The 23663-nt window shown below is 63.9% G+C and carries 21 protein-coding genes and 2 tRNA genes; 15 read left to right on the top strand and 8 right to left on the bottom strand.

Annotated features, from left to right (window positions below; translation table 11 throughout):
• Positions 1-266 precede the first annotated feature (266 nt).
• Positions 267-1922, bottom strand: a complete 1656-nt coding sequence (pgm, locus tag EY822_RS04735) for a phosphoglucomutase (alpha-D-glucose-1,6-bisphosphate-dependent) (RefSeq protein WP_150307220.1) — start codon at positions 1920-1922, stop codon at positions 267-269.
• Positions 1923-2017: 95 nt separating this feature from the next.
• Here pgm and pheA point away from each other — a divergent pair, with 95 nt between their 5' ends.
• The gene (gene pheA, locus EY822_RS04730) at positions 2018-2998 is read left to right on the top strand and encodes a prephenate dehydratase (protein ID WP_150307219.1); all 981 of its coding nucleotides are present in this window, start codon (positions 2018-2020) and stop codon (positions 2996-2998) included.
• A gap of 128 nt (positions 2999-3126) precedes the next feature.
• Here pheA and EY822_RS04725 read toward each other — a convergent pair whose 3' ends face one another.
• Entirely contained in the window at positions 3127-4140 is a 1014-nt protein-coding gene (locus EY822_RS04725; protein WP_150307218.1) for a diacylglycerol/lipid kinase family protein, read from the bottom strand.
• A gap of 36 nt (positions 4141-4176) precedes the next feature.
• Here EY822_RS04725 and serS point away from each other — a divergent pair, with 36 nt between their 5' ends.
• The 5 genes from serS to EY822_RS04700 all read left to right on the top strand — a co-directional run bounded on the left by serS (position 4177) and on the right by EY822_RS04700 (position 8446).
• Positions 4177-5448: a serine--tRNA ligase gene (gene serS / locus EY822_RS04720; RefSeq protein ID WP_150307217.1), complete on the top strand. Its 1272-nt coding sequence runs from the start codon at positions 4177-4179 to the stop codon at positions 5446-5448.
• Positions 5448-6293 carry an HAD family hydrolase gene (locus EY822_RS04715; RefSeq protein WP_150307216.1) on the top strand — a complete coding sequence of 282 codons (846 nt, stop codon included), beginning with the start codon at positions 5448-5450 and terminating at the stop codon, positions 6291-6293. The genes serS and EY822_RS04715 overlap by 1 nt, the downstream gene beginning before the upstream one ends.
• Positions 6294-6402: 109 nt before the next feature.
• A tRNA-Ser gene (locus EY822_RS04710) sits at positions 6403-6487 on the top strand.
• A gap of 66 nt (positions 6488-6553) precedes the next feature.
• Positions 6554-7852, top strand: coding sequence for an LCP family protein (locus tag EY822_RS04705; RefSeq protein WP_150307215.1), 1299 nt, complete (start codon positions 6554-6556; stop codon positions 7850-7852).
• A 503-nt stretch (positions 7853-8355) separates the two neighbouring features.
• Positions 8356-8446: transfer RNA gene (locus tag EY822_RS04700), tRNA-Ser, on the top strand.
• Positions 8447-8712: 266 nt separating this feature from the next.
• On the opposite strand, the gene EY822_RS04695 is transcribed toward EY822_RS04700, so the two are convergent.
• Both EY822_RS04695 and EY822_RS04690 read right to left on the bottom strand, forming a co-directional pair.
• Positions 8713-10602 carry a hypothetical protein gene (locus EY822_RS04695; RefSeq protein WP_150307214.1) on the bottom strand — a complete coding sequence of 630 codons (1890 nt, stop codon included), beginning with the start codon at positions 10600-10602 and terminating at the stop codon, positions 8713-8715.
• Positions 10599-11471 (bottom strand): site-specific integrase, encoded by an 873-nt coding sequence (locus EY822_RS04690; RefSeq protein ID WP_150307213.1) that lies wholly within the window; start codon positions 11469-11471, stop codon positions 10599-10601. The genes EY822_RS04695 and EY822_RS04690 overlap by 4 nt, the downstream gene beginning before the upstream one ends.
• A 298-nt stretch (positions 11472-11769) precedes the next feature.
• Here EY822_RS04690 and EY822_RS04685 point away from each other — a divergent pair, with 298 nt between their 5' ends.
• Entirely contained in the window at positions 11770-12696 is a 927-nt protein-coding gene (locus EY822_RS04685; RefSeq protein WP_227497032.1) for an ABC transporter ATP-binding protein, read from the top strand.
• A gap of 23 nt (positions 12697-12719) precedes the next feature.
• Positions 12720-13937 carry an ABC transporter permease gene (locus EY822_RS04680; protein ID WP_227497031.1) on the top strand — a complete coding sequence of 406 codons (1218 nt, stop codon included), beginning with the start codon at positions 12720-12722 and terminating at the stop codon, positions 13935-13937.
• Between the two features lie 225 nt (positions 13938-14162).
• On the opposite strand, the gene EY822_RS04675 is transcribed toward EY822_RS04680, so the two are convergent.
• The gene (locus EY822_RS04675) at positions 14163-14990 is read right to left on the bottom strand and encodes a DUF4145 domain-containing protein (RefSeq protein WP_150307211.1); all 828 of its coding nucleotides are present in this window, start codon (positions 14988-14990) and stop codon (positions 14163-14165) included.
• A gap of 665 nt (positions 14991-15655) precedes the next feature.
• Positions 15656-16588, bottom strand: a complete 933-nt coding sequence (locus EY822_RS04670) for a site-specific integrase (RefSeq protein WP_150307210.1) — start codon at positions 16586-16588, stop codon at positions 15656-15658.
• A gap of 105 nt (positions 16589-16693) precedes the next feature.
• On the opposite strand from EY822_RS04670, the gene EY822_RS04665 reads away from it, so the two are divergent.
• The 3 genes from EY822_RS04665 (at position 16694) to EY822_RS15320 (ending at position 17821) form a co-directional block, all read left to right on the top strand.
• On the top strand, positions 16694-17086 hold the full coding sequence (locus EY822_RS04665; protein ID WP_227497030.1) for a hypothetical protein: 393 nt from the start codon (positions 16694-16696) through the stop codon (positions 17084-17086).
• Between the two features lie 217 nt (positions 17087-17303).
• Positions 17304-17588 carry a helix-turn-helix transcriptional regulator gene (locus EY822_RS04660; protein WP_150307208.1) on the top strand — a complete coding sequence of 95 codons (285 nt, stop codon included), beginning with the start codon at positions 17304-17306 and terminating at the stop codon, positions 17586-17588.
• 65 nt (positions 17589-17653) lie between these two features.
• A complete protein-coding gene (locus EY822_RS15320; protein ID WP_227497029.1) occupies positions 17654-17821 on the top strand; it encodes a hypothetical protein in 168 nt (55 codons plus the stop codon).
• Between the two features lie 243 nt (positions 17822-18064).
• Here the strand turns inward: EY822_RS15320 and EY822_RS04655 are convergent, their stop codons facing one another.
• Entirely contained in the window at positions 18065-18655 is a 591-nt protein-coding gene (locus tag EY822_RS04655; protein WP_150307207.1) for a hypothetical protein, read from the bottom strand.
• A 247-nt stretch (positions 18656-18902) separates the two neighbouring features.
• On the opposite strand from EY822_RS04655, the gene EY822_RS04650 reads away from it, so the two are divergent.
• Together EY822_RS04650 and EY822_RS04645 are read left to right on the top strand one after the other, a co-directional pair.
• Positions 18903-19718, top strand: a complete 816-nt coding sequence (locus EY822_RS04650; protein WP_150307206.1) for a helix-turn-helix domain-containing protein — start codon at positions 18903-18905, stop codon at positions 19716-19718.
• 16 nt (positions 19719-19734) lie between these two features.
• Positions 19735-20622: a hypothetical protein gene (locus EY822_RS04645; RefSeq protein ID WP_150307205.1), complete on the top strand. Its 888-nt coding sequence runs from the start codon at positions 19735-19737 to the stop codon at positions 20620-20622.
• A 490-nt stretch (positions 20623-21112) separates the two neighbouring features.
• Here EY822_RS04645 and EY822_RS04640 read toward each other — a convergent pair whose 3' ends face one another.
• Positions 21113-21565, bottom strand: coding sequence for a hypothetical protein (locus EY822_RS04640; RefSeq protein WP_150307204.1), 453 nt, complete (start codon positions 21563-21565; stop codon positions 21113-21115).
• A 703-nt stretch (positions 21566-22268) separates the two neighbouring features.
• Here EY822_RS04640 and EY822_RS04635 point away from each other — a divergent pair.
• Positions 22269-22958, top strand: coding sequence for an Ig-like domain-containing protein (locus EY822_RS04635; RefSeq protein WP_150307203.1), 690 nt, complete (start codon positions 22269-22271; stop codon positions 22956-22958).
• A 170-nt stretch (positions 22959-23128) separates the two neighbouring features.
• Complete coding sequence (locus EY822_RS04630) at positions 23129-23536, top strand: hypothetical protein (RefSeq protein WP_150307202.1); 408 nt, start codon at positions 23129-23131, stop codon at positions 23534-23536.
• Positions 23537-23663: the final 127 nt, after the last annotated feature.

The following is a 23663-nucleotide window of genomic DNA, read 5'->3' as shown; positions in this document are numbered from 1 at the left end:
CTGAGCTCGTCGAAGGGACGCTCGCCGTGTTCGGCGACCGTGTCTCCAGGACGCGCCCGTACGGTCCCTGAGCTCGTCGAAGGGACGCGACCGGCGTGTGTGCCGTCCCTTCGACAGGCTCAGGGACCGTGTCTCGGGGACGCGACCGGCGTGTGTGCCGTCCCTTCGACAGGCTCAGGGACCGTGTCTCGGGGACGCGACCGGCGTGTGTGCCGTCCCTTCGACAGGCTCAGGGACCGTGGGCCCCTTCGACGGGCCGCGTCGGGCTAGGCGCCGGAGATCGCCTCGTCGACGATCCGCTTCGCCTCGGCCTGCACCTCGTGCAGGTGATCGATGCCTCCGAACGACTCGGCGTAGATCTTGTACACGTCCTCGGTGCCCGACGGCCGCGCCGCGAACCATGCCTTCTCCGTCACGACCTTCACGCCGCCAACCGCGGCATCGTTGCCCGGCGCGCGACTGAGCTTCGCCGTGATCGGGTCTCCCGCCAGTTCCGTTGCGGTGATCGCGTCGCCGTCGAGCTTGCCGAGCGCGGCCTTCTGCGCCTTCGACGCCACGGCATCCACCCGCTCGTACACCGGGTCGCCGAACTTCTCCGTCAGCTCCGCATACAGCTGCGACGGGCTCTTGCCGGTCAAGGCGCGGATCTCGGCCGCGAGCAGAGCAAGGAGGATGCCGTCCTTGTCGGTGGTCCACACGGTGCCGTCGAAACGCAGGAAGCTCGCACCGGCGGACTCCTCGCCGCCGAAGCCGACCGATCCGTCGACCAGGCCGGGCACGAACCACTTGAAGCCGACCGGCACCTCCCACAGGCGACGTCCGAGGGACTCCGCCACGCGGTCGATGATCGTCGACGACACGAGCGTCTTCCCGATGGCCGCGTCCTCGCGCCAGCCGGTGCGGGTGCGGTACAGGTAGTCGATGGCCACGGCGAGGTAGTGGTTCGGGTTCATCAGACCGCCGTCGGGGGTCACGATGCCGTGCCGGTCGGCATCCGCGTCATTGCCGGTCACGATGTCGTAGTCGTCCTTGTGGGCGAGCACGGATGCCATGGCCGACGGCGACGACGGATCCATGCGGATCTTCCCGTCCCAGTCGAGCGTCATGAAGCTCCAGGTGGCGTCGACGTGGGGATTGATCACCGTGAGGTCGAGCTCGTACCGCTCGGCGATGGCCGCCCAGTACGCCACGGAGGCACCGCCCAACGGGTCCGCACCGATGCGGATGCCCGACTCGCGGATGGCCTTCATGTCGATGATGTTCTCGAGATCGTCGACGTAACGGCCCATGTAGTCGTAGGTCTCCACGGCGCTCGGTTCCGCGCGCTTCACGTCGCGGAGGCCGCCCTCGATGATCTCGTTCGCGCGGTTGGCGATCCACCCCGTGGCGTCGCTGTCCGCCGGGCCACCGTGCGGCGGGTTGTACTTGAAGCCGCCATCCGCGGGCGGGTTGTGGCTGGGCGTCACCACGATGCCGTCGGCCTGCCCGGTGCCCGCACCGTTCCCGGCGTCCGAGCCCGATGCGGCGAGGTCGCGGTTGTAGGCGAGGATCGCGTGGGACAGCGCGGGCGTGGGGCAGTAGTTGTCGTACTGGTCGACGAGCACGCGCACCTGGTTGCCCACCAGCACCTCGAGCGCCGTGGTGAGCGCCGGTGTCGAGAGCGCATGGGTGTCGATGCCGATGAACAGCGGACCGTCGGTGCCCTGCTCCGTGCGGTACTCCACGATCGCCTGCGTGATCGCGGCGATGTGGTCCTCGTTGAATGCGGTGGTGAAGGCGCTGCCGCGGTGACCGGAGGTGCCGAACACCACCCGCTGTTCCGGATTGCTCACGTCTGGTTTCTGACTCCAGTACGCCTTCAGCAGGGCGTCTGCGTCGATCAGATCGGATGCCTGGGCGGGGGTTCCGGCGCGCTCACTCATGTGCCCATACTGGCACCGCAGCGACCTTCGAGGGGGGATCGAGCCCGGGATCGCCCCGGAATGCCGCCGCGAACGCGTGCCCTAGGGTTTTGTGCATGACTGTGCCCCCTCCCTCGCCGGTGCCTGCCGACGCGTCCGACGGTGACGCCTACAGCTACCTCGGGCCGTCGGGCACCTTCACCGAGGCAGCGCTCGCACAGGTCGAGGACGCCCGCGGCAAGCTGTGGCGCTCGGTCAACAACGTGGGGGAGGCGCTCGCCGACGTCGTGTCGGGCCGGAGCGTCGCCGCCATGATCGCGATCGAGAACACCGTGGAGGGCGGCGTCACCGCCACGCAGGACGCGCTCGCCCACGTGCCGAACCTCCGCATCCTCGGCGAGTACCTCGTGCCCGTGAACTTCGTGCTCGTCGGCCGTCCGGGCACTACCCTCGCCGACGTGCGCACGATCCACGCCCACCCGGTGGCCTACGGGCAGTGCCGGGCCTGGCTGGATGCGACGCTGCCGTCGGCGGGGCACATCCCGGCGACCTCCAACGTGGCGGCCGCGATCTCGCTGCTGCCCGACCCGGAGTCGGGCTCTCTCGCGAGCATCGCCGAAGCGGCGATCGCGCCTCCCGGGATCGTCGACTCCTACGACGTCGAGCTGCTCGCGTCCGGCATCGAGGACAATCCGAACGCCGTCACGCGGTTCGTGCTCGTCGGGCGATCGTCGCAGTTGCCGGCGCGCACCGGCGCCGACAAGACCAGCGTGATCGTGGAGCTCCCGGACGACCGTGCCGGTGGCCTGCTCGAGATGCTCGAGCAGTTCGCCACCCGGGGGGTGAATCTCACCCTCATCCAGTCGCGCCCGATCGGTGACGCGCTCGGTCGCTACCGCTTCGTGATCGACGCCGAAGGGCACGTGCACGACGAACGCGTCGCCGATGCGCTGCTCGGGCTCCGTCGGTTCAGCCCCCGGGTCACCTTCCTCGGCTCGTATCCGCGGGCCGACCGCGCACCGAGCACGTACCGCGAGCGCTACGACGACTCGGTCTTCCTCGAGGCACGGGACTGGCTCCGCGCCCTCCTCGACTGACCCCGGCCCTGCTAGCAGCAGGACTGAGTGAGCGATTAATCCGGGATGGAGCGTCCCGATGCCGGATCAATCGCCCAATGGATGGGATGCCGGGCCGGGCCGGCCCGGGCGGGCTCAGCGGGGCCGGGCTACGACGCCGTGGCGGGCACCTTCACGGTGAGGCCCAGGTGGTCGACGCGCACGCGCATGGCGGACGCGTTGCCGAAGCTGTCGCCGTCCAGCTCCACATCCTCGGGGCGGTCGAGCCGCACCACGAGCTCCTTGCCCTTCATGTAGCGCAGGGTCCGCACCTCTTTGGTCATGCCCATGATCTTGCGGCCGACGCTGCTGCGGCGCAGCACCCCGTTCTCCCACACGATTTTCACCCAGATCTGCACCCAGCCGAACAGCCCCTCGGGCCGCAGGGCCACGATGTCGAACTCCCCGTCGTCGACCGCGGCGTCGGGCAGCAGCAGGATGTTGGCGGGGAGCGACCCGCAGTTGCCGATCAGGATCGTATGCGCGCGCAGTGTTCGCGGGCCGTTGTCGTCGAGGGTGAAGCGCATCCGCAGGGCGTTGCTGTCGCGGAGCGAGCGCACGATCGCATCCACGTAGGCGAGCCAGCCCACCTTGGCCTTGAGCTCGTCACTGGTGTTGGCGATCATCTTCGCGTCGAGGCCCATGCCGGCCATCACCAGGAAGATGTGCTGATCGCGGGTGCCGTTCTCGCGCTGGAGCGTGGCCACCCCGAGGTCGATCCGTCGGTCGTCGCCGGTGAAGGCGGTGCGCACCGACTCCTCCACGTTGTCGAGGGTGAGCTTCAAATTGCGTGCGAGCAGGTTGCCGGTGCCCGACGGCAGCAGACCGATGGGCACGCCGCTGTTCCGGAGCGCCTCGGCCACGGCGCGGATCGTGCCGTCACCGCCCGCCGCCATCACCACGTCGGCACCCGCGGCGAGGGCCTCGCGGGTCACCGCGCCGCCCGGATCCTCCACCGACGTCTCGTACCAGAGCGTCTTCGCCCAGCCGGCCTCGCGTTCCGCCGCCTCGACGGTGCGCTTCAGGGCGGCGAGGTCCACCTTGATGGGGTTGTACACCACGGCCGCCGTGTTGCGAAGGGCAGAAGGAGAGGGAGAGGAGGGCGCGGACGGGGCGGGGGGCACGATTCAACGGTACGGCATGGCAAGTAGGGTGGAGAGGTGATCGATCCGCAGCTCCTCCGCGAAAACCCCGACCTCGTCAAGGCTTCGCAGGAGGCGCGGAGGTCCTCCGTGGAGCTCGTCGACCGGGCGCTGGAAGCGGACGGAGTGCGCCGCAGCGCCATCGCCGACTTCGAGCGCCTGCGCGCCGAGCAGAACGCCTTCGGTAAGCGGGTGGCGCAGGCGCCCGCCGACGAGAAGAAGGCGCTGATCGCCGAGGTGCAGCAGCTCGCCGCCTCGGTGAAGGATGCGGCGCAGCGCTCGCAGGATGCGGAGGCGGACTTCACCACGGTGGTCCGCGGCATCCAGAACATCGTGCTCGACGGCGTGCCGGCGGGTGGCGAAGACGACTGGGAGCTCGTGCGCGAGGTCGGCGACATCCCCACCTTCGACTTCGAACCGCTCGACCACCTCGCCCTCGGCGAGGCTCTCGGCGCGATCGACATGGCCCGCGGCGCCAAGGTGTCGGGCGCGCGCTTCTCGTTCCTCACCGGCATCGGGGCGCGGCTGGAGCTCGCCATCATGAACATGGGACTCGACCGCGCGATCGCGGCCGGCTTCATCCCGATGATCACCCCCACCCTCGTCAAGCCCGAGATCATGAGCGGCACCGGCTTCCTCGGCGAGCACGCCGACGAGGTGTACTCCCTCAAGGACGACGACCTCTACCTCACCGGGACGAGCGAGGTGGCGCTCGCCGGCTACCACAGCGACGAGATCCTCAACCTGTCGGACGGACCCCTCCGCTACGTCGGCTGGTCCACCTGCTACCGGCGCGAGGCCGGGTCGTACGGCAAGGACACCCGCGGCATCATCCGGGTGCATCAGTTCACGAAGCTCGAGATGTTCAGCTACGTCGACCCGGCGGATGCCGAAGCCGAGCACGAGCGGCTCCTCGCGCACCAGGAGGGCATCCTGCAGGACCTCGGCCTCAGCTACCGGGTCATCGACACCGCGGCCGGCGACCTCGGGTCGAGCGCGGCCCGCAAATTCGACGTGGAGGCGTGGATTCCCACGCAGAACGCCTACCGCGAACTCACCTCCACCTCGAACTGCACCACGTACCAGGCCCGTCGTCTCGACATCCGGTCCCGCACGGAGACCGGCAAGACGGCGCCGGTCGCCACGCTGAACGGCACGCTCGGCACCACCCGGTGGATCGTCGCCCTGCTCGAGACGCACCAGCAGGCCGACGGCAGTGTCGTGGTGCCCGAGGCGCTCCGTCCCTACCTCGGCGGACTCGACGTGCTCGTGCCGACGGGGAGCAACTGATGTCCGCCGAGACCGCGCCTCGCGCCGACCGCGTGCACCGTCCCGACCGCCTCCTCGTCGCACTCGACATCGACGGCACCGTGCTCGGCATGGACGGCTCGCTGAGCGACGCGGTCGTCGACGAGGTGCAGCGGGTGGCCGCCGCCGGCCACGAGGTCATGCTCGCGACGGGACGTTCCGTCGCCGACACGCTCCCCATCCTCGACCGGCTCGGCCTTACGCCCGAGTACGTGGTGTGCTCCAATGGCGCGATCACCCTGCAGCGAGACTCGACCGCCCCGATGGGATACCGCCGTCGCTTCGTGGAGACTTTCGACCCGACCGACGTGCTGCAGCGCATCCGATCGCACCTCAAGAGCGGTCGGTTCGCGGTGGAGGACGAGGAGGGCAAGTACCTCTACGCGGGGGGCGATTTTCCCGGCGGCATCGCCGACCGCAACGGCGAGCAAGTCGAGTTCGAGGACCTGCTGCATCAGCCCGCCACCCGCGTGGTGGTCGTATCGCCCGGGCACGACATGGAGGATTTCCTCGCCGTCGTCGAGCGGATGGGGCTCCACCGGGTCAGCTACGCGATCGGCTGGACGGCCTGGCTCGACATCGCGCCCGACGGGGTGAATAAGGGAACGGCTCTGGAGCGCGTGCGCGAGCTCCTCGACATCCCCCGCACCCGCATCGTCGTCGCCGGAGACGGCCGGAACGACATCGACATGTTCGACTGGGCGAAGGTCGCCGGTCGCGCGATCGCCATGGGGCAGGCGCCCGACGATGTCATCGGCGCGAGCTCGGAGGTCACGGCGCCCGTCACCTCAGACGGCCTCGCGGCGGCACTGTCCAGCATCCGCTGACCCCCCCCCGCAGCCCGCGAACGCGGGCCAGCGGTTTCGCACGAGCATCCATTACACTCGGGGCTTGTTGCGCCCGCGTCCGCCCGGTCGACGCGAGTGCGGCGCACATGGAGGGCTGTCCGAGCGGCCGATGGAGCCAGTCTTGAAAACTGGTGGGCAGAAATGTCTCGTGGGTTCGAATCCCACGCCCTCCGCACATCCCGGGAGCGACCGCGGCACCAGCGCCGCCTCTGTTCTGGGCCACGGACGAAAGGATCGGAATGAGCGACGCTCCCTCGCGCGCGCCTCGGCGTGATCGCGTGTCGAGCATCGCCCGCCACGGGAGACTGAAGCGTTCGAATCCGCTCCTTTCCCTGATCAAGGGGATCTCGATCGTTCTCGCCGTCGTTCTCGTGAGCGGCGGATCGGTCGCGGCGATCGCCCTGTGGGATCTCGACCGCACCATCCAACGCAACAGTGTGGACATCTCGGGCAACGGTGACGGCGAACTGCCGGAGATCGGAGAGTTCGAGGGCGGGGTGAACCTCCTCCTGGTCGGCAGCGACAGCGGCGAGGGCGACCCGCAGTACGGCGTGCGGGAGGACGAGCTCAACGACGTCACCATGCTCATGCACATCGCCGAGGACCACAGCAATGCCGTGGTGGTGAGCTTCCCCCGCGACCTGATCGTGCCCATCCCGGAGTGCACCGGCGAGGACGGCACCGTCTTCCCCGCCGACGATGCCGAAGCCATCAATCAGACGCTCTCCCGCGGTGGACTCGCGTGCGTCGTGGAGACGGTCGAGGCGCTGACCGACCTCGATGTGCCGTACGCCGCGGAGATCCAGTTCAACGGTGTGATCGAGATGTCGAACGCCATCGGCGGCGTGCCCGTTTGCGTGGCCGAGCCGATCCGCGACAGCTACACGGGTCTGTCGCTCGCCGCCGGTGAGCACGAGCTGCAGGGGATGGATGCCCTTCAGTTCCTCCGCACGCGCCACGGCGTCGGCGACGGCAGCGACCTCGGCCGCATCAGCAATCAGCAGGTGTTCCTGTCCTCCCTCGTGCGCACGGTGAAGAGCTCGGAGACCCTGAGCGATCCCGCGAAGCTGTACGGACTCGCGCGAGCGGCCGTGAACAACATGAACCTCTCCACGAGCCTCGCCAACTACGACACCCTGGTCTCGATCGCGCTCACTCTGCGGGACATCCCGCTGGAGAGCGTCGCCTTCGTGCAGTACCCCGGCACCACCGCCGGTACGGGAATCTACGCGGGCAGGGTGCAACCGCTGCAGGAGGCCGCGGACGAGATGTTCGCGCTCATCAAGGCCGATGAACGGTTCGCGCTGTCGCCGGAGGCGGAGAGCATCGGGTCGGTCGCCGACCCCGATGCGACGCCCGTCGCCCCGGCCCCGGATGCCACCGCCGCTCCCGTCGACGCGGCCCCGGATGCGCCCGCCGCCCCGACCGCGACCGCGACACCGGGTGCGCCCGCCACCCCGGAGGTGCCCGTACTTCCGCCGTCGGTGACCGGGCAGACCGCCGCCGACTACACCTGCTCCGACGGCCGCAAGGACTGACGCGACGCCCACCGGTGCTGGTTGCGACGCCGGCCGGTGGCGAATGCGTACCGGTGGCAATTGGGGTACACGGGCGGGCCCGAACGAACCCGCGTCACGAACAAAGGCGACGAACCCCCGCGTGGCACACCCAATGCCTGCGGGGGCTCGTCTATCTCACTGCGGTCAACCCGAAATGACGCAAATGAGAGTTCTTACCGCTCTCACCGCGGAGGAATCGGCCTACCCACGGGCGCGCGCGACGATAGACCGGCAGGTCGGAACGAGACGGGTGCGGGCGCGGCATGGGGGGCGTTGGTCCTCGATCGGTGAAGCGAGCACCCGTCGGGGGTAGCCGGCCGTCGGGGACGGCCTGCTCGGGTACTACTCGGAACTCTAGTGTGTCCCCTCGTTGGGGGACAAGTAGAGCCGTTCGCCCGGCGCGTCGCCCGACTTCGGGGGACGAATCTGCGATCCGCGTGTCGTGCCGTTATGATGGCTGACGTGCGTCTGCGAAGGCGCGAGGAGACGTCGCATAGTTCGGCCTAGTGCACCACCCTGCTAAGGTGGAGTACCCTTTATTGGGTACCGTGGGTTCAAATCCCACCGTCTCCGCGTCAGGGCTGATCGCGGAACTCGCGAGTTCCGTTTGTGAAACTCGGCTCGAAAGGAAAGGCCCCCGGTTTTCCGGGGGCCTTTCTTAGTTTCCACCCTCTGCCTGGTCACTCGGACGGCATTATCGTCATCGTTGGATCTTCTTTGGGACCATGAGCAGTGGCATTCGGCGCTCACTCAACCGTTGTGTCGGGCGTTCAACTCTTTTGCGGCGCGCCGAAGTGTCCTGCTGAACTTTGGGTGAATTGATGTGTGACGCGAGTGGTCTAGATTTGCTGCGGAATGTCGGGTGGCGGCAGGTCGGGCAGTGTCTCGACCGCTTCGACCCTCTCCCGCCAGCGGACGTACGCGCTCATTCCTAAGCGGTCCCGTCGGCGCCCTTCCTTTGGCTTGCTTTTCGGCCTAGGGCGTTTCTGTTCGAGTATGAAGCGGGCTATTTTCCTGAGGTTGGCGGTGACGAGCATCATTGTGATGAGGTATTGCTGAGCGGCCATCCCGCGGAGTCGGCGCGAGGCGGAGTTTCGGAGATCTTCGGGACCATCTTTCAGGTACTCGTTCATGCTTTCCATGCTGTTGCGGTCATGGGCGTAGGTTCTCGCCCATTCGTCGCTGCCGTAGTGGAGGAGCTGGTCGTGCTCTACTCCGTCGAGTGCGTGGAAGCTGACTGAGACCTGCTTGCAGATTCGGTCCGGTTTCGCAGGGAGGTTTCGTTTGAGGATGACAGCTTTCGGCTTCGCTGAGGACTTTGGGTGCTTCTCGCGCCAGGGGCATTCGACGGTAGCCGTGGGCCCGAAAGCCGGGCACATCATCGGCTGGTTGCCTTGCTCGTCTGGTTTCTCTTTTGGCTTGAGCCGGTAGTTCCGGCGCTCCTCGATTCTGGCCCGGTAGGTGTGGAAGTCGATGAGTTGCTGGTCCATCTCAGGTGTCGCTTCGAGAAGTTGCTTGGGTGTCGCTGGGCAATAGTGCGCGCCTTCGACTTGTATGGCGCCGCCTTTGCCGCCCTTGATCCCTTTCTGCGTGACTTTGTAGTCGACGACGAGAGGTACGTTCATGGCTTTCATCGGGATGTGGAAGTCTTCGGCCTTCATGCCACCGTTGTATCCCCGGTCGACGGTCAGTCGGCTGATGTGGTGCCCGCGTTCCTTGACCGAAACGATGGCAGCGAGAGTGTGTTCTGCGGTGTCCTTGTTTGGTGTGCCGAGGCTCGCTGCGATGATCAGTTGCGGGTGGCCGGGGGCGACTCCGGGTTGCTCTGCGACCTGGATGAAGAGGTTTGCCATGTAGGTGAGCTCCCATTTGTAACCGGGGGAGCGCTTCTTCGCGTTCGGGGCACTAGGGGCGGTAGCGGCGTCATGGTCCTTCTGTTCGGCACTCTTGTCGATGGGGTACAGGTCAGCATCGATCTCCATCACCCATTTGGCGATCTCCTCACGAGTTTTCAGGTTGTACTTCGGTACCTCCTGACGTGTTTTCTCGTCCCGTCTCCACCGTTTCTTCTGGCTGGGGGCCTTCACTGTCGTCTGGTCCGCGGAAATCGCGCCTTTCCAAGCTCGCCGGATGTCGCGCGGTTGAGCTTTGATCGTCATCTCGAGCATCGCGTTCGTGAACCAGCGGCTGCGTTCAAGCTTCCGCTTCGTCATGTTCTTGTCCCGGAGCGACATAACCTCGGCCCGTTCTTCGCGGTTCAACAGGACTTTAGGTGCTGGCCACCCGTCCCATGTGTCGATCATGCTGTGGAGGCTGCGCCACACGCGGTGGTACCAACCGTCGGCGTCTTTGTGGTGCTCGCCCGTGTTGATGATTCCGGCTACGCCGAGGGCGACACGCGCGTCATCGGTGAGACGGTAGTGGAATACGTTCCTCATCTCTGTGACGAACAGTCGGGAGCCTTCGACCATGAGCATGAGCGAGACAATGAGGATGGCGCGGTCGTCGAGTAGTGACGGGCGACCACCGCCGCGTTTCATGTATCGGTCCTCGGCGCGCCATTCTGCGATCTTCGGGAGGACGCCGGCCGCGTCGATGCGCCGCCCGGCAAGTTCCACGTCCTGAGCGGTGAACTTCGTGGTCTTACCGGACCCCGACGTGATGGAATCTTCGTCGAACAGGACAGAGAAGAGCTCGTCCTGCAACTCTTCCGGTTGCGTGAGGCTCATGAGGTGACCACCGGCCCGCGCAGCGCCTCGTACATCTCCTCGAGCGGAACCTGGTCCGCGTGTCCCATGTACCGGACGAGCGAGGCTGGGCTGTTGTAACCGGCCGCGTGCACGAGACTGCCGAGGGGGAGAACGTTGACGAGTTCGGTAATCCAGGTGACCCTGAGGCGTGCGGCACGGGGAGCGTTGCCCTCGGCACGTCGTCCGAAGCTGGCAAGCGCCTTTAGGCGGCCCTCAGCCTTGATATGGGGCACGGCGATGAGCCTGTCGGGGTCGAGTCCTTCGAGTGCTTCCTCGACGGGTTTTTCCCACCCGCGTCTCACCGGGATCTGACGCGGGTACTTACCGGAAACCTGAACGAGGTAACCGTCGTCTGTGGTGATGACATCGGACGCACGGAGTTCGACTAATTCGACGGCTCGGAGTCCCGCACCGCCACAGAACCCTAGGAGGGCACATCCGTCCCGACGCGTGGACGGTGTCCGTTGGGTCGCGACCCAACTGAACAAGCCGGGAAGGTCAGTTGAGTTGTAAGGGCGGGCGTCCGTGACTTTGACCCGCACCCGACGGGCCTCGGCGTCTTCGCCGAGCGCTTCGCGGATGCGGTGGAGCCGAGCTTCGGCGATCTGACGGCTCTTGACGCTCGTGTAGGTGAGGGCGAACCGGTGGATGACGGTCGGATGGAACATGTCGAGGCGGTCCAGGGGAATCGCCGCGACAGTCGTCGCCCAGTGAACGTAGCGCGCTGTGAAACCCAGGGCGTCCTGCGCCCATTTGACGTTGGGCGGAACCGCGTCTCGGACGCATCCGGTGACGAAGTCGCGGATCGGCGCCCAGTGCGCTTCGGGTAGATGTGGTGCGTACTGCACGATCATCTCCTCGATAGCTTCGGCGCGTCGGTCATTATGTTGACCAAAGTCTGCTATACGAGGTGCGCCTGTGGAAGAGGAGGGGACGAATGCGGGGAGTGGTTCTGCGGTGGGGGTGTTCACCTCGTTAAGCCATGCGGCGAATTTCGAGTGAAGGCAGGAATTCACTCGAAGTAATCTTGTGGTGAGTCATAGGCGCATTTCCACGCTTAGCCGTCAGCCCAGGGCTGCATTGTTGGGTCAGGAATGAGACCCGAGAGTATTACGAGCCGGATTTCCCCACCGCTAGAGTTTGCGGATGACATCTCCTGGTGAGTCTCTGGTTCACATCGAGCATTTCCGGATGGATTTCGCCGGCGTCACAGCCGTCGAGGATTTGTCCTTCGACGTGGAACGAGGCGAGACATTCGGGTTTCTCGGATCAAACGGTTCCGGGAAGACCACCACGCTCCGGGCTCTCCTCGGGATCTACATCCCCACCGCTGGGATCCTTCACATTGATGGGCGACCGTTCACGCCCGAGGCTGGGAGCCGACTGGGATACCTCCCAGAAGAGCGCGGGCTGTACAAGAAGGAATCCGTCCTGACAGTGATGACGTACTTCGGTGAGCTCAAAGGCCTGTCCCGGAAGGCTGCAGCGGCGTGGTCGATGAACTACCTCGAACGGGTGAACCTCGGGGAGAAGGCCAAGACGCGGGTGGACAAGCTTTCCGGCGGTCAGCAGCAGAAGGTGCAGCTGGGCGTGACGATTATGAACGACCCCGAGCTGCTGATTTTGGATGAGCCGACGAAGGGGTTCGACCCGGTGAACAGGCGGCTGCTGATGGACGTCATCGAGGAACAGAAACGGGCTGGTGCGACGGTGCTGATGGTCACTCATCAGATGGATGAAGTGGAACGCCTCTGCGACCGCGTCATCCTGCTGAAAGGCGGCCGGGCTGAGGCGTACGGGACGATTCCCGAGGTGCAGAACCAGTACGGCGGAACGATGATCCGGCTCAGTTACTCCGGGAACATCCCGGAGTCACCGCACTACGAGATCAGTACGCGGGATCGGAACTATGCCGAGCTCACCCTCACTGACAGCACTGATGAGGCGTTGATCCTCCGTGACCTGGTCGCTGCCGGTGTTTTGGTGCGGAGTTTCACGACGAGCAAGCTGTCGCTCGAGGAGATCTTCGTCAGCGTGTATGGCGACCAGAACAACGAGATGGCGGCCGTCTGATGGCACAGCACAACCTCCGCACCGTGGTTGGGTTTGAAGTCAGCCGCACGTTGGGGAAGAAACGGTTTTGGCTCATCACGTTGCTGGTTCCGATCGCGATCGGCATCGTCATGGCCCTGGTGGTCCTCGGGAACGCGACCGCCGCGAGCAGCTTGGATGAGCAATCCGAGACCGAGTTCACCTTCACCTACAGTGACACCTCCGGCTACGTCGACCCCGCCGTCGCCGGCACCCTGGACGGCACACCGGTCACCGACGACGAGGCGGCGATCGCCGCGGTGAGAGCCGGCGAACAGGACGCGCACTTCGTGTACCCGGAAGACCCGACCACCACCCCCACCGAGGTGTACGGGGTCGACAAGGGACTGTTCGGCAACAACGCGTACGGCAGTGTCGCCACTCAGGTGCTCGTCACCAGCGCGCAGGACCAGATCGGCGACCCGGCGTTGACGGCGTTGGCGCAGGGCAACGTCGCAGTCACGGCGACGACGTTCGTTGATGGGGAGGAAGCGGCCGGGTTCATGGGCATGATCCCGCCGCTGATCTTCGTCGGAATCTTCTTCCTCGTCTTCACCCTCCTCGCCAATCAGATGCTCACCAGCACCCTGGAAGAGAAAGAGAACAGGGTCACCGAGATGATCCTCACCACCCTGAACCCCACCACCCTGATCACAGGGAAGATCATCGCCCTCTTCACCGTCGGCTTCGTCCAAGTCCTCGTCTTCCTCCTCCCCGCCTTCATCGCCTACCTGTTCTTCCGCACCGCTCTGAACATCCCCGAGCTCGACCTGTCCGGGTTCAACTCCGACCCTGCCCAAATGATCATCGGCGCACTTCTCGCGATCGGTGGATTCGCCTTGTTCACCGGCACGTTGGTTGCGATTGGGGCCGTGATGCCGACCGCGAAAGACGCCGGCAACTTCTTCGGCGCGCTCATCATCCTGATGATCATCCCGCTCTACGCCCTGTCGCTTATCCTGTCCGACCCGCAGAGCCCGGTCGTGCAGCTGTTCACGTACTTCCCGTACTCGGCGCCGATCACCGCGATGCTCCGCAACGCGTTCGGCTCCCTCGCCGGTTGGGAAGCCGCCATCGTCATCACCGAATTGTTCCTCCTCAGTGCCGTCGTCCTGCAAGTCGCCGTGCGCCTGTTCCGATATGGCTCCATCGAATACACCAGAAAGGTATCTTTCAGATCTGTGTTCCCCTGGCCGAGAACGAAATGCACGACGCACCGGTGAGTTGGCGGCCTCCTGTGCCGCATGTTCACCTTCATTAGTTCGGGTGCGGACGTCGACCCGTCAAGCACCCGAACGTGAATGCGCTCCGCATCCGAACAACGCCGATTTACCCATGCTGTGCGAGTAACTCACACATGCGCGCCTTCAGCCATGCGCTCCGGCCTCGATCCCATGCGTACACGCAAAAGCCCGTTATCCCTGCGATCGGCTATATCCAACACGGCGCTATTCGGATGGCTCGTTCACAGTGGCGGCTGCCGCCCTTTTTCTCTCTACCTCTTCAATCACGGCGGCCGGTACGGCATTGAGTAAGCGTTCTCTAGATCGTGGCTTGGTCACTAGCTCGTCGACAACATCGTTGATGGCATTGAAGATCAACTCCACTATTTCGGCGTTGTTGTCATCCAGTACAAGGACTAGCGCATCATCGGGAGTATCGGCCACGTGTAAAGCCTTGTTACCCACATGACGAATGACCGTCAGCGCATCTCCGAGACTCGAAGACACTCGTGGGATGACGTGCACGATGCGCTCATCAAGCCGAACCTTGCCGGGGTCCATCGGGTCGAGTTCGATGAGCAGTCGCTCGAGAGTGGCTCTCGCCATTGCAGCGCCTGCGCGACGTGAGACCTGCATCACGGCCGCGGCTTCTTCGTAAAGGTTGCAGGGAAGCGAGGGCATGTCCGCGTTTGGCCGAGGCGCAACTCGTGCCGAAGGATAGATGATCTTTTCGTCGTGCCATACAGTGCTGCGTTGGCACCCGAGGCACTTGCTGGTGGCCCAACTCTCCGCTGTTACCCACTTGACCGGGGGTGTCTCTGGTTCGTCCCACGGGTCAGGGCGAGAATCAAGTTCGACGAATACGTTGAAAGCACGGGGTTTCGACACTTCCGGTTCGGTTTCCGTCTTCAGAGGTTCAAACCACTGATCGCCACTGTCGTCGATGTGGTGGTGAACCAGGCCGTTCCACTCTTGCATCCCGTAAAGGCCGCAACGAGGGCAGTGGAAGCCGTGTTGTGTTCGAGAGGGTATTCGGGTGGCTTCAACGGGCATGAGCGTATGTTACGGCCTGTCGCGACGCTTGATAGAAGACGATCGCCCGTTAGAACCTCGGCAGAGACCCCAGCGTGGTGAAGTGTCCCGTCTGCCGTTCTCGTGGCGATTTCCGCCACGCTGGGCGCTTCGTTGCCTTCCCGTTCGATCGGCTGGGTGCGATCGCTGAAAGTACGTGCGAGGGTACCAATTCGCTGCGAGGCCTCCGGTTCATGCGGACGGGAGTCCCTCTCCAGAGCTGACGTTGCCCACGCGCGCAACGGGTCCCGTCTGCGTATGAGTGCGAGGCCAGGGCCAGAACGCCTGCTATGAGGTGAGCACTGCAGAAGCATCCGGTGGTTCGCTTAGGACCGAGCTGGGGCGAGCAATAGGACCCGGTCAGGTCCGCGCTGCAAAAAGCTCCTAATCCGCGCCACGTCTTCAGTGACAAATCCCTAAGCATATCAGCGTGCATCTACCCTCGGCCGCAAGCGTGACCCTCAGCGGTCACTCGGTCACTCGGTCACGCTTGCCCGACAGTGAGCGCACCCGCGCTCGAGCGCTCCGTCCACACTTCGACCAAGCCTTTGCAATTGTCCTCGATGGCAGCCGTCGACGAGTTTGCAGTGGCTCCCGTCCCGTCAAAGAGGCGAGTCGACTGTTCAACTTGACACCACGATCACTCCTTACAGTTCCTGCCTCGTGTCGCGGTCCGCTCCAGTCCAGCTGACAAGACTCCGTCGCGCCGTTTCGCAATCGGTCTCCGCCGGCACGAACCGCATGAACCTCCCCAGCGCCTCCGGCGACTGCAGCCCGGCGGCTCGTAGCAGCGGGACGAGTGGCGTGCCGGCTGCTATGTGGTGGACGAGCCAGGTGGCTCGCATCCTTCGAGCTTGCAGGTTGACTCTTCCGTAGGAACGGGACACGAAGTCAGTGATGAGATTCGGGTTTCCGCCTTCTTGACCGTTGCGGAACGCCCAGGTGTCATTGTGGGCACCCGAGAGTCGGTCGGCGAGCGGTTGTTCCCAGTCGCGGAGCACGGGTACGGCCCGCGCGCTTGCCCCGCGCACTTGTACCAGGATCCCGAGCTCGTCTTGCTCTATGTCGGCGACGCGGAGGCCCACGATTTCTTTTCCCGCGAGTCCGGCGCCTAGGCCGAGCGCGAGTAAGGCTCCTGCGCTACTCCTGCGTTCTTCGCTTCCTTGGCTGGCTGCCCAGCTGCGGAGCGCACTCACGTCGCGCTGTGTGTATGGGGCTGACGGGTCTGACTTGCCCATCGGACGGTGTCGGTCTGGATCTTTGTCGGGGCCGAGGAGGACGTCCGCCATCCGCCTGAGCCGAGCGCGCATGGTGTTCCGCCCTGCGTTCGTGTATTGGAGCAGTCCTTCTGCGGAGAAGCGGTCGATCACCGGAGCGGAGAACACGACGTCTGCTTCGAGGGGGAGTGACGCGGTCTGCCAGGCCCACAGGGCGAGTCTGGCGGCAGCTGGGTACAGCTGCTTTTCGGAGTAGGCGGTGAGCGGTGCGGCTTCGCGGACTGTGTGGCGTACGAAACCACTGATCATGGTCCAGTGTTCGGCGGGGATCATGGGTGTGTAGTCGTATTGAGTATCCGTCATGGTGTCGCTTTTCTTGGTGATGACATCCTCCTCATTATGGCTAATATAATCACCATGTGGTGGAAAGGCGACAGGGCATCATGGAACGGCCCAGGGTGGTTCCATGTGACGAAGCTCGGCAGGGGGAAGTTGGACCTCTCGTGGGCCGACGACATGACACTGCACGCTGATGTCGACGTTCGGTTCATGGACCTCGACGACCGCTTCAACCTCGTTGTCGTCCGAGGGGCAGATGAGGTAACTATCGTCGCGGATCTCCTGTCGGGGGAGTCGGTGGTGGGGTGCAGCGGATCTCCAGACGAGGACTTGCAGCTCTACGCGGTGGATCTCGCCGAGCGGAAGCTGGGCAGTATTCTCGGCCAACTCGATGGCGAATCGGTCGGCGCTCATGAGTCTCGGGTTTCCCCCGGGGACACCTTGACCTACATGCAGTTGATCGCGACGGTGACCGGTGCACGGTGGATCCCGGCGGCCGTTCGACGCCGTCGTGCTGACTGATCGACGAAAGCGCCGCACCGCCATCAACACCGTTTGCTCGGAGCGCGTCAGCGATGCGCTTCCACTGCTGAGAGCCCGATGCGCTCCTGGAGTGCCCCGGCCCTGACGGACAACAGGCGTTTTTCTATTCGGTGACAAGGATCTGCATCCAGCGCCTTCTTCTCGACCGTCGCAGTGCCGGTCCACCTTGCCTACTGCCGGGCTTTACGCTGTTGACATGGGAATGGTGGCGCGGGGAAAACCGGTGGAGCTCGCACCCGCGCCCTGGCCTGATATTCCGTCAGACGACCTGATCGGTGAGGTGGCACGGCAACTCGTCCTCAACCTCCGGGCGGCCATCGGCGATCAGAGCATCCGGTCGGTTGCCACGGCCGCCGGAATGAATCACGTCACGGTGCTGAACGTCTTGGCCGGTCGAGTCTGGCCTGACCTCGCCACCATTGCGAAGCTTGAGCGAGGTCTCGGTAGACCCCTTTGGCCGAGCGCTATTGCCGAGCGCTAACTACTCACTCGCGGTCCTGTGGATAACCTCGGTAGCTCTCCGAGGTCGACAGGTACGCTTCCCGCATGCTGCGTCTAGTCCAGCCCGGTGATGAACCGGAGTTGCCGAACACCGACCTCGAGTTCCTACGCGACAGTGAAGAGTTCGAGAACGGGCTCCGGGCTGTGACGCATCTCATCCACGTGGATGCCTACGAGCGGGCCGCGGATTGCGAATCAACGGCCCACGATTAGCGCAGTTATCCGCAGTCGCGCCGGCGTCGCCGCCGGGGTCGAGGGTACAAAGCTGATCGCCGGGGGAGTGACTGTTCTTGCCGGTGGAACGGTATGCGCAACGGTTCTAACGCCGTGGCCTCGTCATGACGCCCCAGGTCCTGCAGTAGCTTGATCCGTACTTCCCGCGCTAGGCGCCTCACCGCGTCGCTCGAGACCTCGCTGCCAACGTCAGCCCGGAGTGCATCGTCACTGCGCTGCGAATCAGGCATGAGTCGTCTCGTCCACCACACCGGTGACTCCTATCGACGCCTCAGAGTTTGCGCGCGGGCCGTCGAACGACCCGGTGGGCGGCTCGACCATGTTGAGTGAGGAGGAGAGCGGACCAATGTGGTCGCCGGGGTCAGAGTCGCTTGCGGCGAGCTCAGCGGTTGGGGTTCGCCCAGTCATCGGATCCGGAGTGTGCAGCCGCACGGCTACATTCAGCGCATCGCGTCCGATCAGCTGCGGCGACACAAGCAGCTCGTGAAAATCAGGGCGTACTTGGCCCCGTCGATTGAACTGGCAGCTCGGATAGACCACCACTCCGTGGTCGACGACACCGAAAAGGCGTCCGCGCCAATACTGCGCGTGGACCGACTGATGAGAAGCCTGACGCCATTGGGAGAGGCCGGTCATGGCGTAACACGGTCTGATTGGCGGGTCGGCGATGACGAGGTTGGGCAGGGTCTCTAGCATGCGCTCGGCGAGGTTCTTTGGGGATGGATGCAGGCCGTGTGGCTGACGCAGATCAAGTTCATCCTGTTCGCGTCTGGGTGCTCGAATGACTTCAGAAACTGCGGATGTGTCCTTCACGATGATCCCGTGTCTCGCCAAGTGGTCATAATGTTTACCATACCGAGTAAACGGCCGCAGCCGAACTCACTCGGATCGCTCGCCATTAAACCGGTCGTAAGGACCGGGCGCAGCTGATTGCGGATGCGCAATTGCGTGCATTGCGAATACGCCATCAAGTAGCGTTGCTGATACGCAACCTTGTTGCCTGGCGGATATGCAACAGCACCAAATTGCGGATACGCAATTAAAGGATTAGTATCCTCACATGGATGCAGCACAACTAACAACAACGGTGCGAACGCTGAATGGCCTTTCGCGCGCCCAGTTGGGCAAATTGTCCAACATAGCTCCGTCCACGATCGGACGAATCGAGCGCGGAGAACTTGAGCCGTCCTGGTCTTCGATGATCGCCATCCTTAACTCCGGCGGCTTCGACCTGGATGCCTTGGTGCCTCGGGCGGATGTAAGCGCGATTGCTGCTGCGCGCTCGGTTATCGGTACGGATTCCGGCATGCTTCGGGACGACTATCAGATTCAGCCATGGCTTGATCGCTGGAAGCGCGCAGGTTTGATCGACGGAGTGTTGGCCCTGCCGGGCCAAGTCGGCCAGATTGCGCTATTGGCGGGAAATGCTTCGAAGCTGGGGGCGCGAGCCGGTGTTCGCGACTTTGCTTACACGAATCCTTGGCAGCGCACGGCAAACGCGCTTCGTAACGCAGGCATTCGCTATGCGGTAACCGGCATCCCGGCTGCCGAGGGTGGGAACAGTGATTATGGTTCAGACTCGCCCGTCATATATGTGGATAGCCCAAGGGCGGCCGCGCAGACGTTAGAACTGGAGCCAGCGGCCGACGGCCAGCGCCGATTAACCCTTGTTCCGTTTGATCGGGTCTCGACCGTGGGTGTTTGGGACGACGAACAGGGCTTTTCGTGGGTTGATTCCGTCCAGGGACTTGTCGATGCCTATGCGAGTGCGGGTCGATCTGCGGATCGCGCAGATGCAGTAGTTCCACAATTCGAACGGCGAGTCATGATTGAACGATTGTCTGCATTGAATCGACTGACTGTCGCTCGAACTTGAATTGGAGTTCGCAACCATGCAAGGTGATTACTTCGCATTCGGGGCTGATGTCGTCCGGTCCCGGGGGATTCTCTTAGACACCCTCCATGCACTCGATGCGCATAAGCAATCGCTGACTGTTGTCGGCGCACACGCAGTTTATGAACGCACCAAGCATCTGACGAACGAAATTGAAATGGACTCCACCAGAGACGCCGACATTGGCGTCTTCCCGGAACTCCTAGCAGCAAGTCCGCTACTCGGTACGATCATGGACTCCCTCGACTTGGAACCAGCGTCTCCGGCACGGCCGGGCGTCTGGGGCCTCAAGTCTGAGCGCGGAAGAGATTTGCACGAGAGGCTCACTGTTGACCTAATTGCTCCGGACGCGATTGCCGGGAAAGGTAGCAGATCTGCAGATACAGGAGTGCACGGGACCAAAATCGTCTCCCGAACCAAAGGCACAGAGTTGACCCTCATTGATCGCGACCTGATGTACCTCGATAGCTTTGGGTCCGGCACACCCATTGACGCGTACGTTGCTGGCCATGCCGCGCTGATCGCCGCGAAGTCGTGGAAGCTCATCGATCGCCTTGAAGAAAAGGAGCTCTCGAGGAACAGAAACCGGCTTCGCCCAAAAGACGCCGGCGATCTCTGGCGTTTGATTGCCACCTCGGACGGAAATGAAGTCCTGAAGGTATTCGATGTCGGCATCGCGGACTCGCGTATCGGGGACGCAGTTGCTCACGCGAAGCGCCACGTCATAACTGTGATCACTCCTGAGGGCCCTTTCGTGCCGCTGGTCAAGTCTCATTTCGACGGTCGGTTCTCAGATGAGCGAATCCAGACGGAGATAGAGAGATGGTCGGAGGGGTTCCTCAACGAAGTCGGTGGTGCGACGGAACTACCCCACATAGCTGAATGAGTGGGGCACTATGTAGCCGAACTTTGGCGAGCGTTCACTCAGGCTGAACGCCTCCGGTCTACGGCAATCTATTGGCCTCTGGACGCGATTACGGCAACGACAGTTGAATGGCCAGTTGCCCTTCGCCCTAGTGCTTCGCGTCCTTGGCCTTTGACTCGTTACCCGGCTTCACCCTGTCCTCGTCACGGATCCGGCTGTCAGACCTGTCGATGCACCGAGCCCGCAGGTGGTCAAAGCGGTCTCAGGGGGCGGGGCGTGGCGCTAATGGGCGAAGCGCCGTTGATACTCGTCGGCGGTACTTCGAACTGGGTTGAAGAGCATCGAAGCGGGTGCCCGCCCGGGATGCACGGCTGAGCGACCGCTTCTCTGCCTTTGTCCTCCTCCCCCGGCCGTGCATGCCGCGATTAGTCGAACTGAGTCGACGAACGCGCGCGGCACTACTAGGGGTGATAGACACGAGCCACATCGCGGCGCGCCCTGAAAGCGCGCCCTAGTCAGTGCTGCGTCGCACGAGCCCTGCGCTGAACCAGCTCACGAGGACGACAGCGGTGGACACCGCGACTGCCGCTTCTTCCTGGGAGACGTTGTCTTCTGGACCAGTGGACTGACCGCCATGCCTGTCGCGGTGACCGTGCCAAATCATCCGCATCAGCGCGACAACGGTGCTACCGGTCGCCGCGCGTGCATCCTCCCGTGCGAGCGGTAAGGCCCAGTTCTTTTGATCCTCGATTTGCTTAAGAACTGTCCCTAGTGTGGCGGCGGAGTTCTTCGGCGACACAACCGGAATGGCTGCATCCTCGACCGCCTGGATGGCCAGACGGTAAGCTTCGCTCGGGTTGCCACCCAGCCCGTGGAGTTCCTCCCAAGCCCTGGCCAGACGGGCTCCCGCGCGACCCGACCGAGCAATGACTGCATCGACGGCAACTTGAACGCCGGAGGGCACTCGGCGTTCTAGACCAGGCCGACCAGCGCGTTGTCCAATCCGCCATGCAGATTTGCTTCGCTCGAGGATTCCCTCCAGTTCGTCTCGGTCCCCGTGCCCATCGTGGGCGAGCAAATAGTCAGCGATCTGGAGCGGGTGCGGGTGCACACGGAGCCTCTGCAGAGCCGAAGTGAGTTGAGAATCTCCTCTAGCGGCAGATACAGCACTCGATCGGAGGTTGGGTAGATAGATGCGTAGTTGCTGGCACATTTGCTCCGCTAGAACTACGTCGAGCATAGGAACCCGCCCGCTGCCGTCCCTGTAGCTCCGGTTGTGGGTGATCGCGGATAACACCCACGCCCAGAAAGCGCCTGTCATCCATTCGGGTACGTCGTCGTGTAGTGCGTCGTACTCCGCCACCGCATCGTCATCGTCAACGCCGAGGGGTCGCCAGGAGTCATCAGTCACGCTTGACATCATGACATCGACGACCGACGAAGGATGCGCCGGGACGGCGCCATCCCTTGAATCGCTCCTAGTCCGGCGTGCATCCAGGCGCTGCGGACTGTCGTACCCGAACTTCACCGGTGGTGCATAAAATCCTCCAACCACTATTTTCAAGTCCAGCCGCTCTGCTCGAAGGGCGTGACGACACTCTCGACGCAGCCGCGCTGAATTAGCCACTGGACAGGAGCCTGAGCGCCCTCGCCGTGGAGCGCTCCTTGTGGGACCGACACAAAGGCGCCACAGTCATCCAATTCCCCGGGGCAACGCCGCCATCATTTCGGGCAGCCCAGGCAGCGGCCGTAATCCGGGGATCAACGCCCGTAGCGTGCCGACGACCGCACCAGTCGAAGTCAGGTTCAGCGAAGCGATGTCCCGGATCACGTCCAGCCAGATCAAGCTGACCGCCGGGTCAACTACTGTCGCCACAACCGTCACACAGAACACGGCGACGAACGACGCAATCGTGAGGCCGAGTTCACCGCTCCGCGCGGACACCCGGTACACGGTCACCGTCTCAGGGGCCAGCGATAAGGCCGGGAACCTGGTCATCCCGTCCACGTGGACGTTCCTCACCGGTCCGGCACCGACGGTCACGTCGAAGACCCCGGCAGTCGGGGCGACGAAAGTCCGGAGGGCGGCGAATATCACCGCGCGGTTCTCCGAACCGGTCACCGGGTATGCGACGGCCACCGCGAGAATCACCCGGGCATCTGACGGGGCTGCCGTCACCGCGACGGTCAGCTACAGCTCGTCCACCCGGACGGTGACCGTGAACCCGGGATCGAACCTCGCCGCGAACACCGTCTACCGCGTGTCGCTGTCCAACGGGATCACCGGCATCCGTGACATCGCCGGGAACCCGATCGATTTCACCACCTGGACCTTCACCACCGGCACCAGCTACTAGAACGGCTCTGACCTCAAACCCCAGAAGATGTTAGGTGGTGCGAACGCCTGGTCCTTGTGTTGGCAGTCGGCCCCCAGCATCCTCTGCCCTTTTGCCCCTGCTTCCTGTTCCGCTCACGGCACTCGCACTGGGGATGTCCGGCCCGGGTCGATCGCCGTAACGTGATGCGGATGGAGTTCCCGTCGTCCCTGGCCGTTTTCATGCTGTTGTTGATCCTCGTCGGTGGCCCAATCTGGCTTATCGGCAATGCAGTGGAAAGGAGAAGGGAGCGTCAAGCAGCGCAGGCCGACGCGACCGCTGCCGCGGCCATCGACCATACCGAGATAGCCGACTTCCGCTACGACACCCTGGGTCCGCTATCCGAAGCCGAACTTCAAGCTTTGCTGCGACTGACTCTCTTCACCATGTCCAAGGACGGTTCTGTGACGTGGAGCGAGACTCTCGACAACATGACAGTGGCGCGCCGCATCGTCCGCGAACATCCGAACGGGTTCGATGAGGCAGGGGCTAGCGACGCGGCCGGAACGGAGTCCCATGGAGAGACTTTGGCCCATTCGCGGGAATCCAGTCACGGTTGAGACCGGAGGCGCTCGAGGTCGTTCCTCACCGCAATGCCGGCAACCTATGCGAGGGAAGCTGTATCCTCCTGCGACGAGCGTGAGCAACTAGACCGGGAAGACGGGAAGAGATGATGGCCAGCGGGGC

The organism is Planctomonas psychrotolerans (assembly GCF_008642235.1).
Classification (GTDB): domain Bacteria; phylum Actinomycetota; class Actinomycetes; order Actinomycetales; family Microbacteriaceae; genus Planctomonas; species Planctomonas psychrotolerans.
Note: the sequence above shows the minus strand (reverse complement) of the source record. Positions and strands in the feature narration are given on the sequence as shown.

Coding starts and splice junctions, on each gene's coding strand:
- pgm (WP_150307220.1), bottom strand. CDS start 1,922: ATGAGTGAGCGCGCCGGAACCCCCGCCCAGGCATCCGATCTGATCGAC.
- pheA (WP_150307219.1), top strand. CDS start 2,018: ATGACTGTGCCCCCTCCCTCGCCGGTGCCTGCCGACGCGTCCGACGGT.
- EY822_RS04715 (WP_150307216.1), top strand. CDS start 5,448: ATGTCCGCCGAGACCGCGCCTCGCGCCGACCGCGTGCACCGTCCCGAC.
- EY822_RS04705 (WP_150307215.1), top strand. CDS start 6,554: ATGAGCGACGCTCCCTCGCGCGCGCCTCGGCGTGATCGCGTGTCGAGC.
- EY822_RS04695 (WP_150307214.1), bottom strand. CDS start 10,602: ATGAGCCTCACGCAACCGGAAGAGTTGCAGGACGAGCTCTTCTCTGTC.
- EY822_RS04685 (WP_227497032.1), top strand. CDS start 11,770: ATGACATCTCCTGGTGAGTCTCTGGTTCACATCGAGCATTTCCGGATG.
- EY822_RS04675 (WP_150307211.1), bottom strand. CDS start 14,990: ATGCCCGTTGAAGCCACCCGAATACCCTCTCGAACACAACACGGCTTC.
- EY822_RS04670 (WP_150307210.1), bottom strand. CDS start 16,588: ATGACGGATACTCAATACGACTACACACCCATGATCCCCGCCGAACAC.
- EY822_RS04660 (WP_150307208.1), top strand. CDS start 17,304: ATGGGAATGGTGGCGCGGGGAAAACCGGTGGAGCTCGCACCCGCGCCC.
- EY822_RS15320 (WP_227497029.1), top strand. CDS start 17,654: ATGCTGCGTCTAGTCCAGCCCGGTGATGAACCGGAGTTGCCGAACACC.
- EY822_RS04650 (WP_150307206.1), top strand. CDS start 18,903: ATGGATGCAGCACAACTAACAACAACGGTGCGAACGCTGAATGGCCTT.
- EY822_RS04645 (WP_150307205.1), top strand. CDS start 19,735: ATGCAAGGTGATTACTTCGCATTCGGGGCTGATGTCGTCCGGTCCCGG.
- EY822_RS04630 (WP_150307202.1), top strand. CDS start 23,129: ATGGAGTTCCCGTCGTCCCTGGCCGTTTTCATGCTGTTGTTGATCCTC.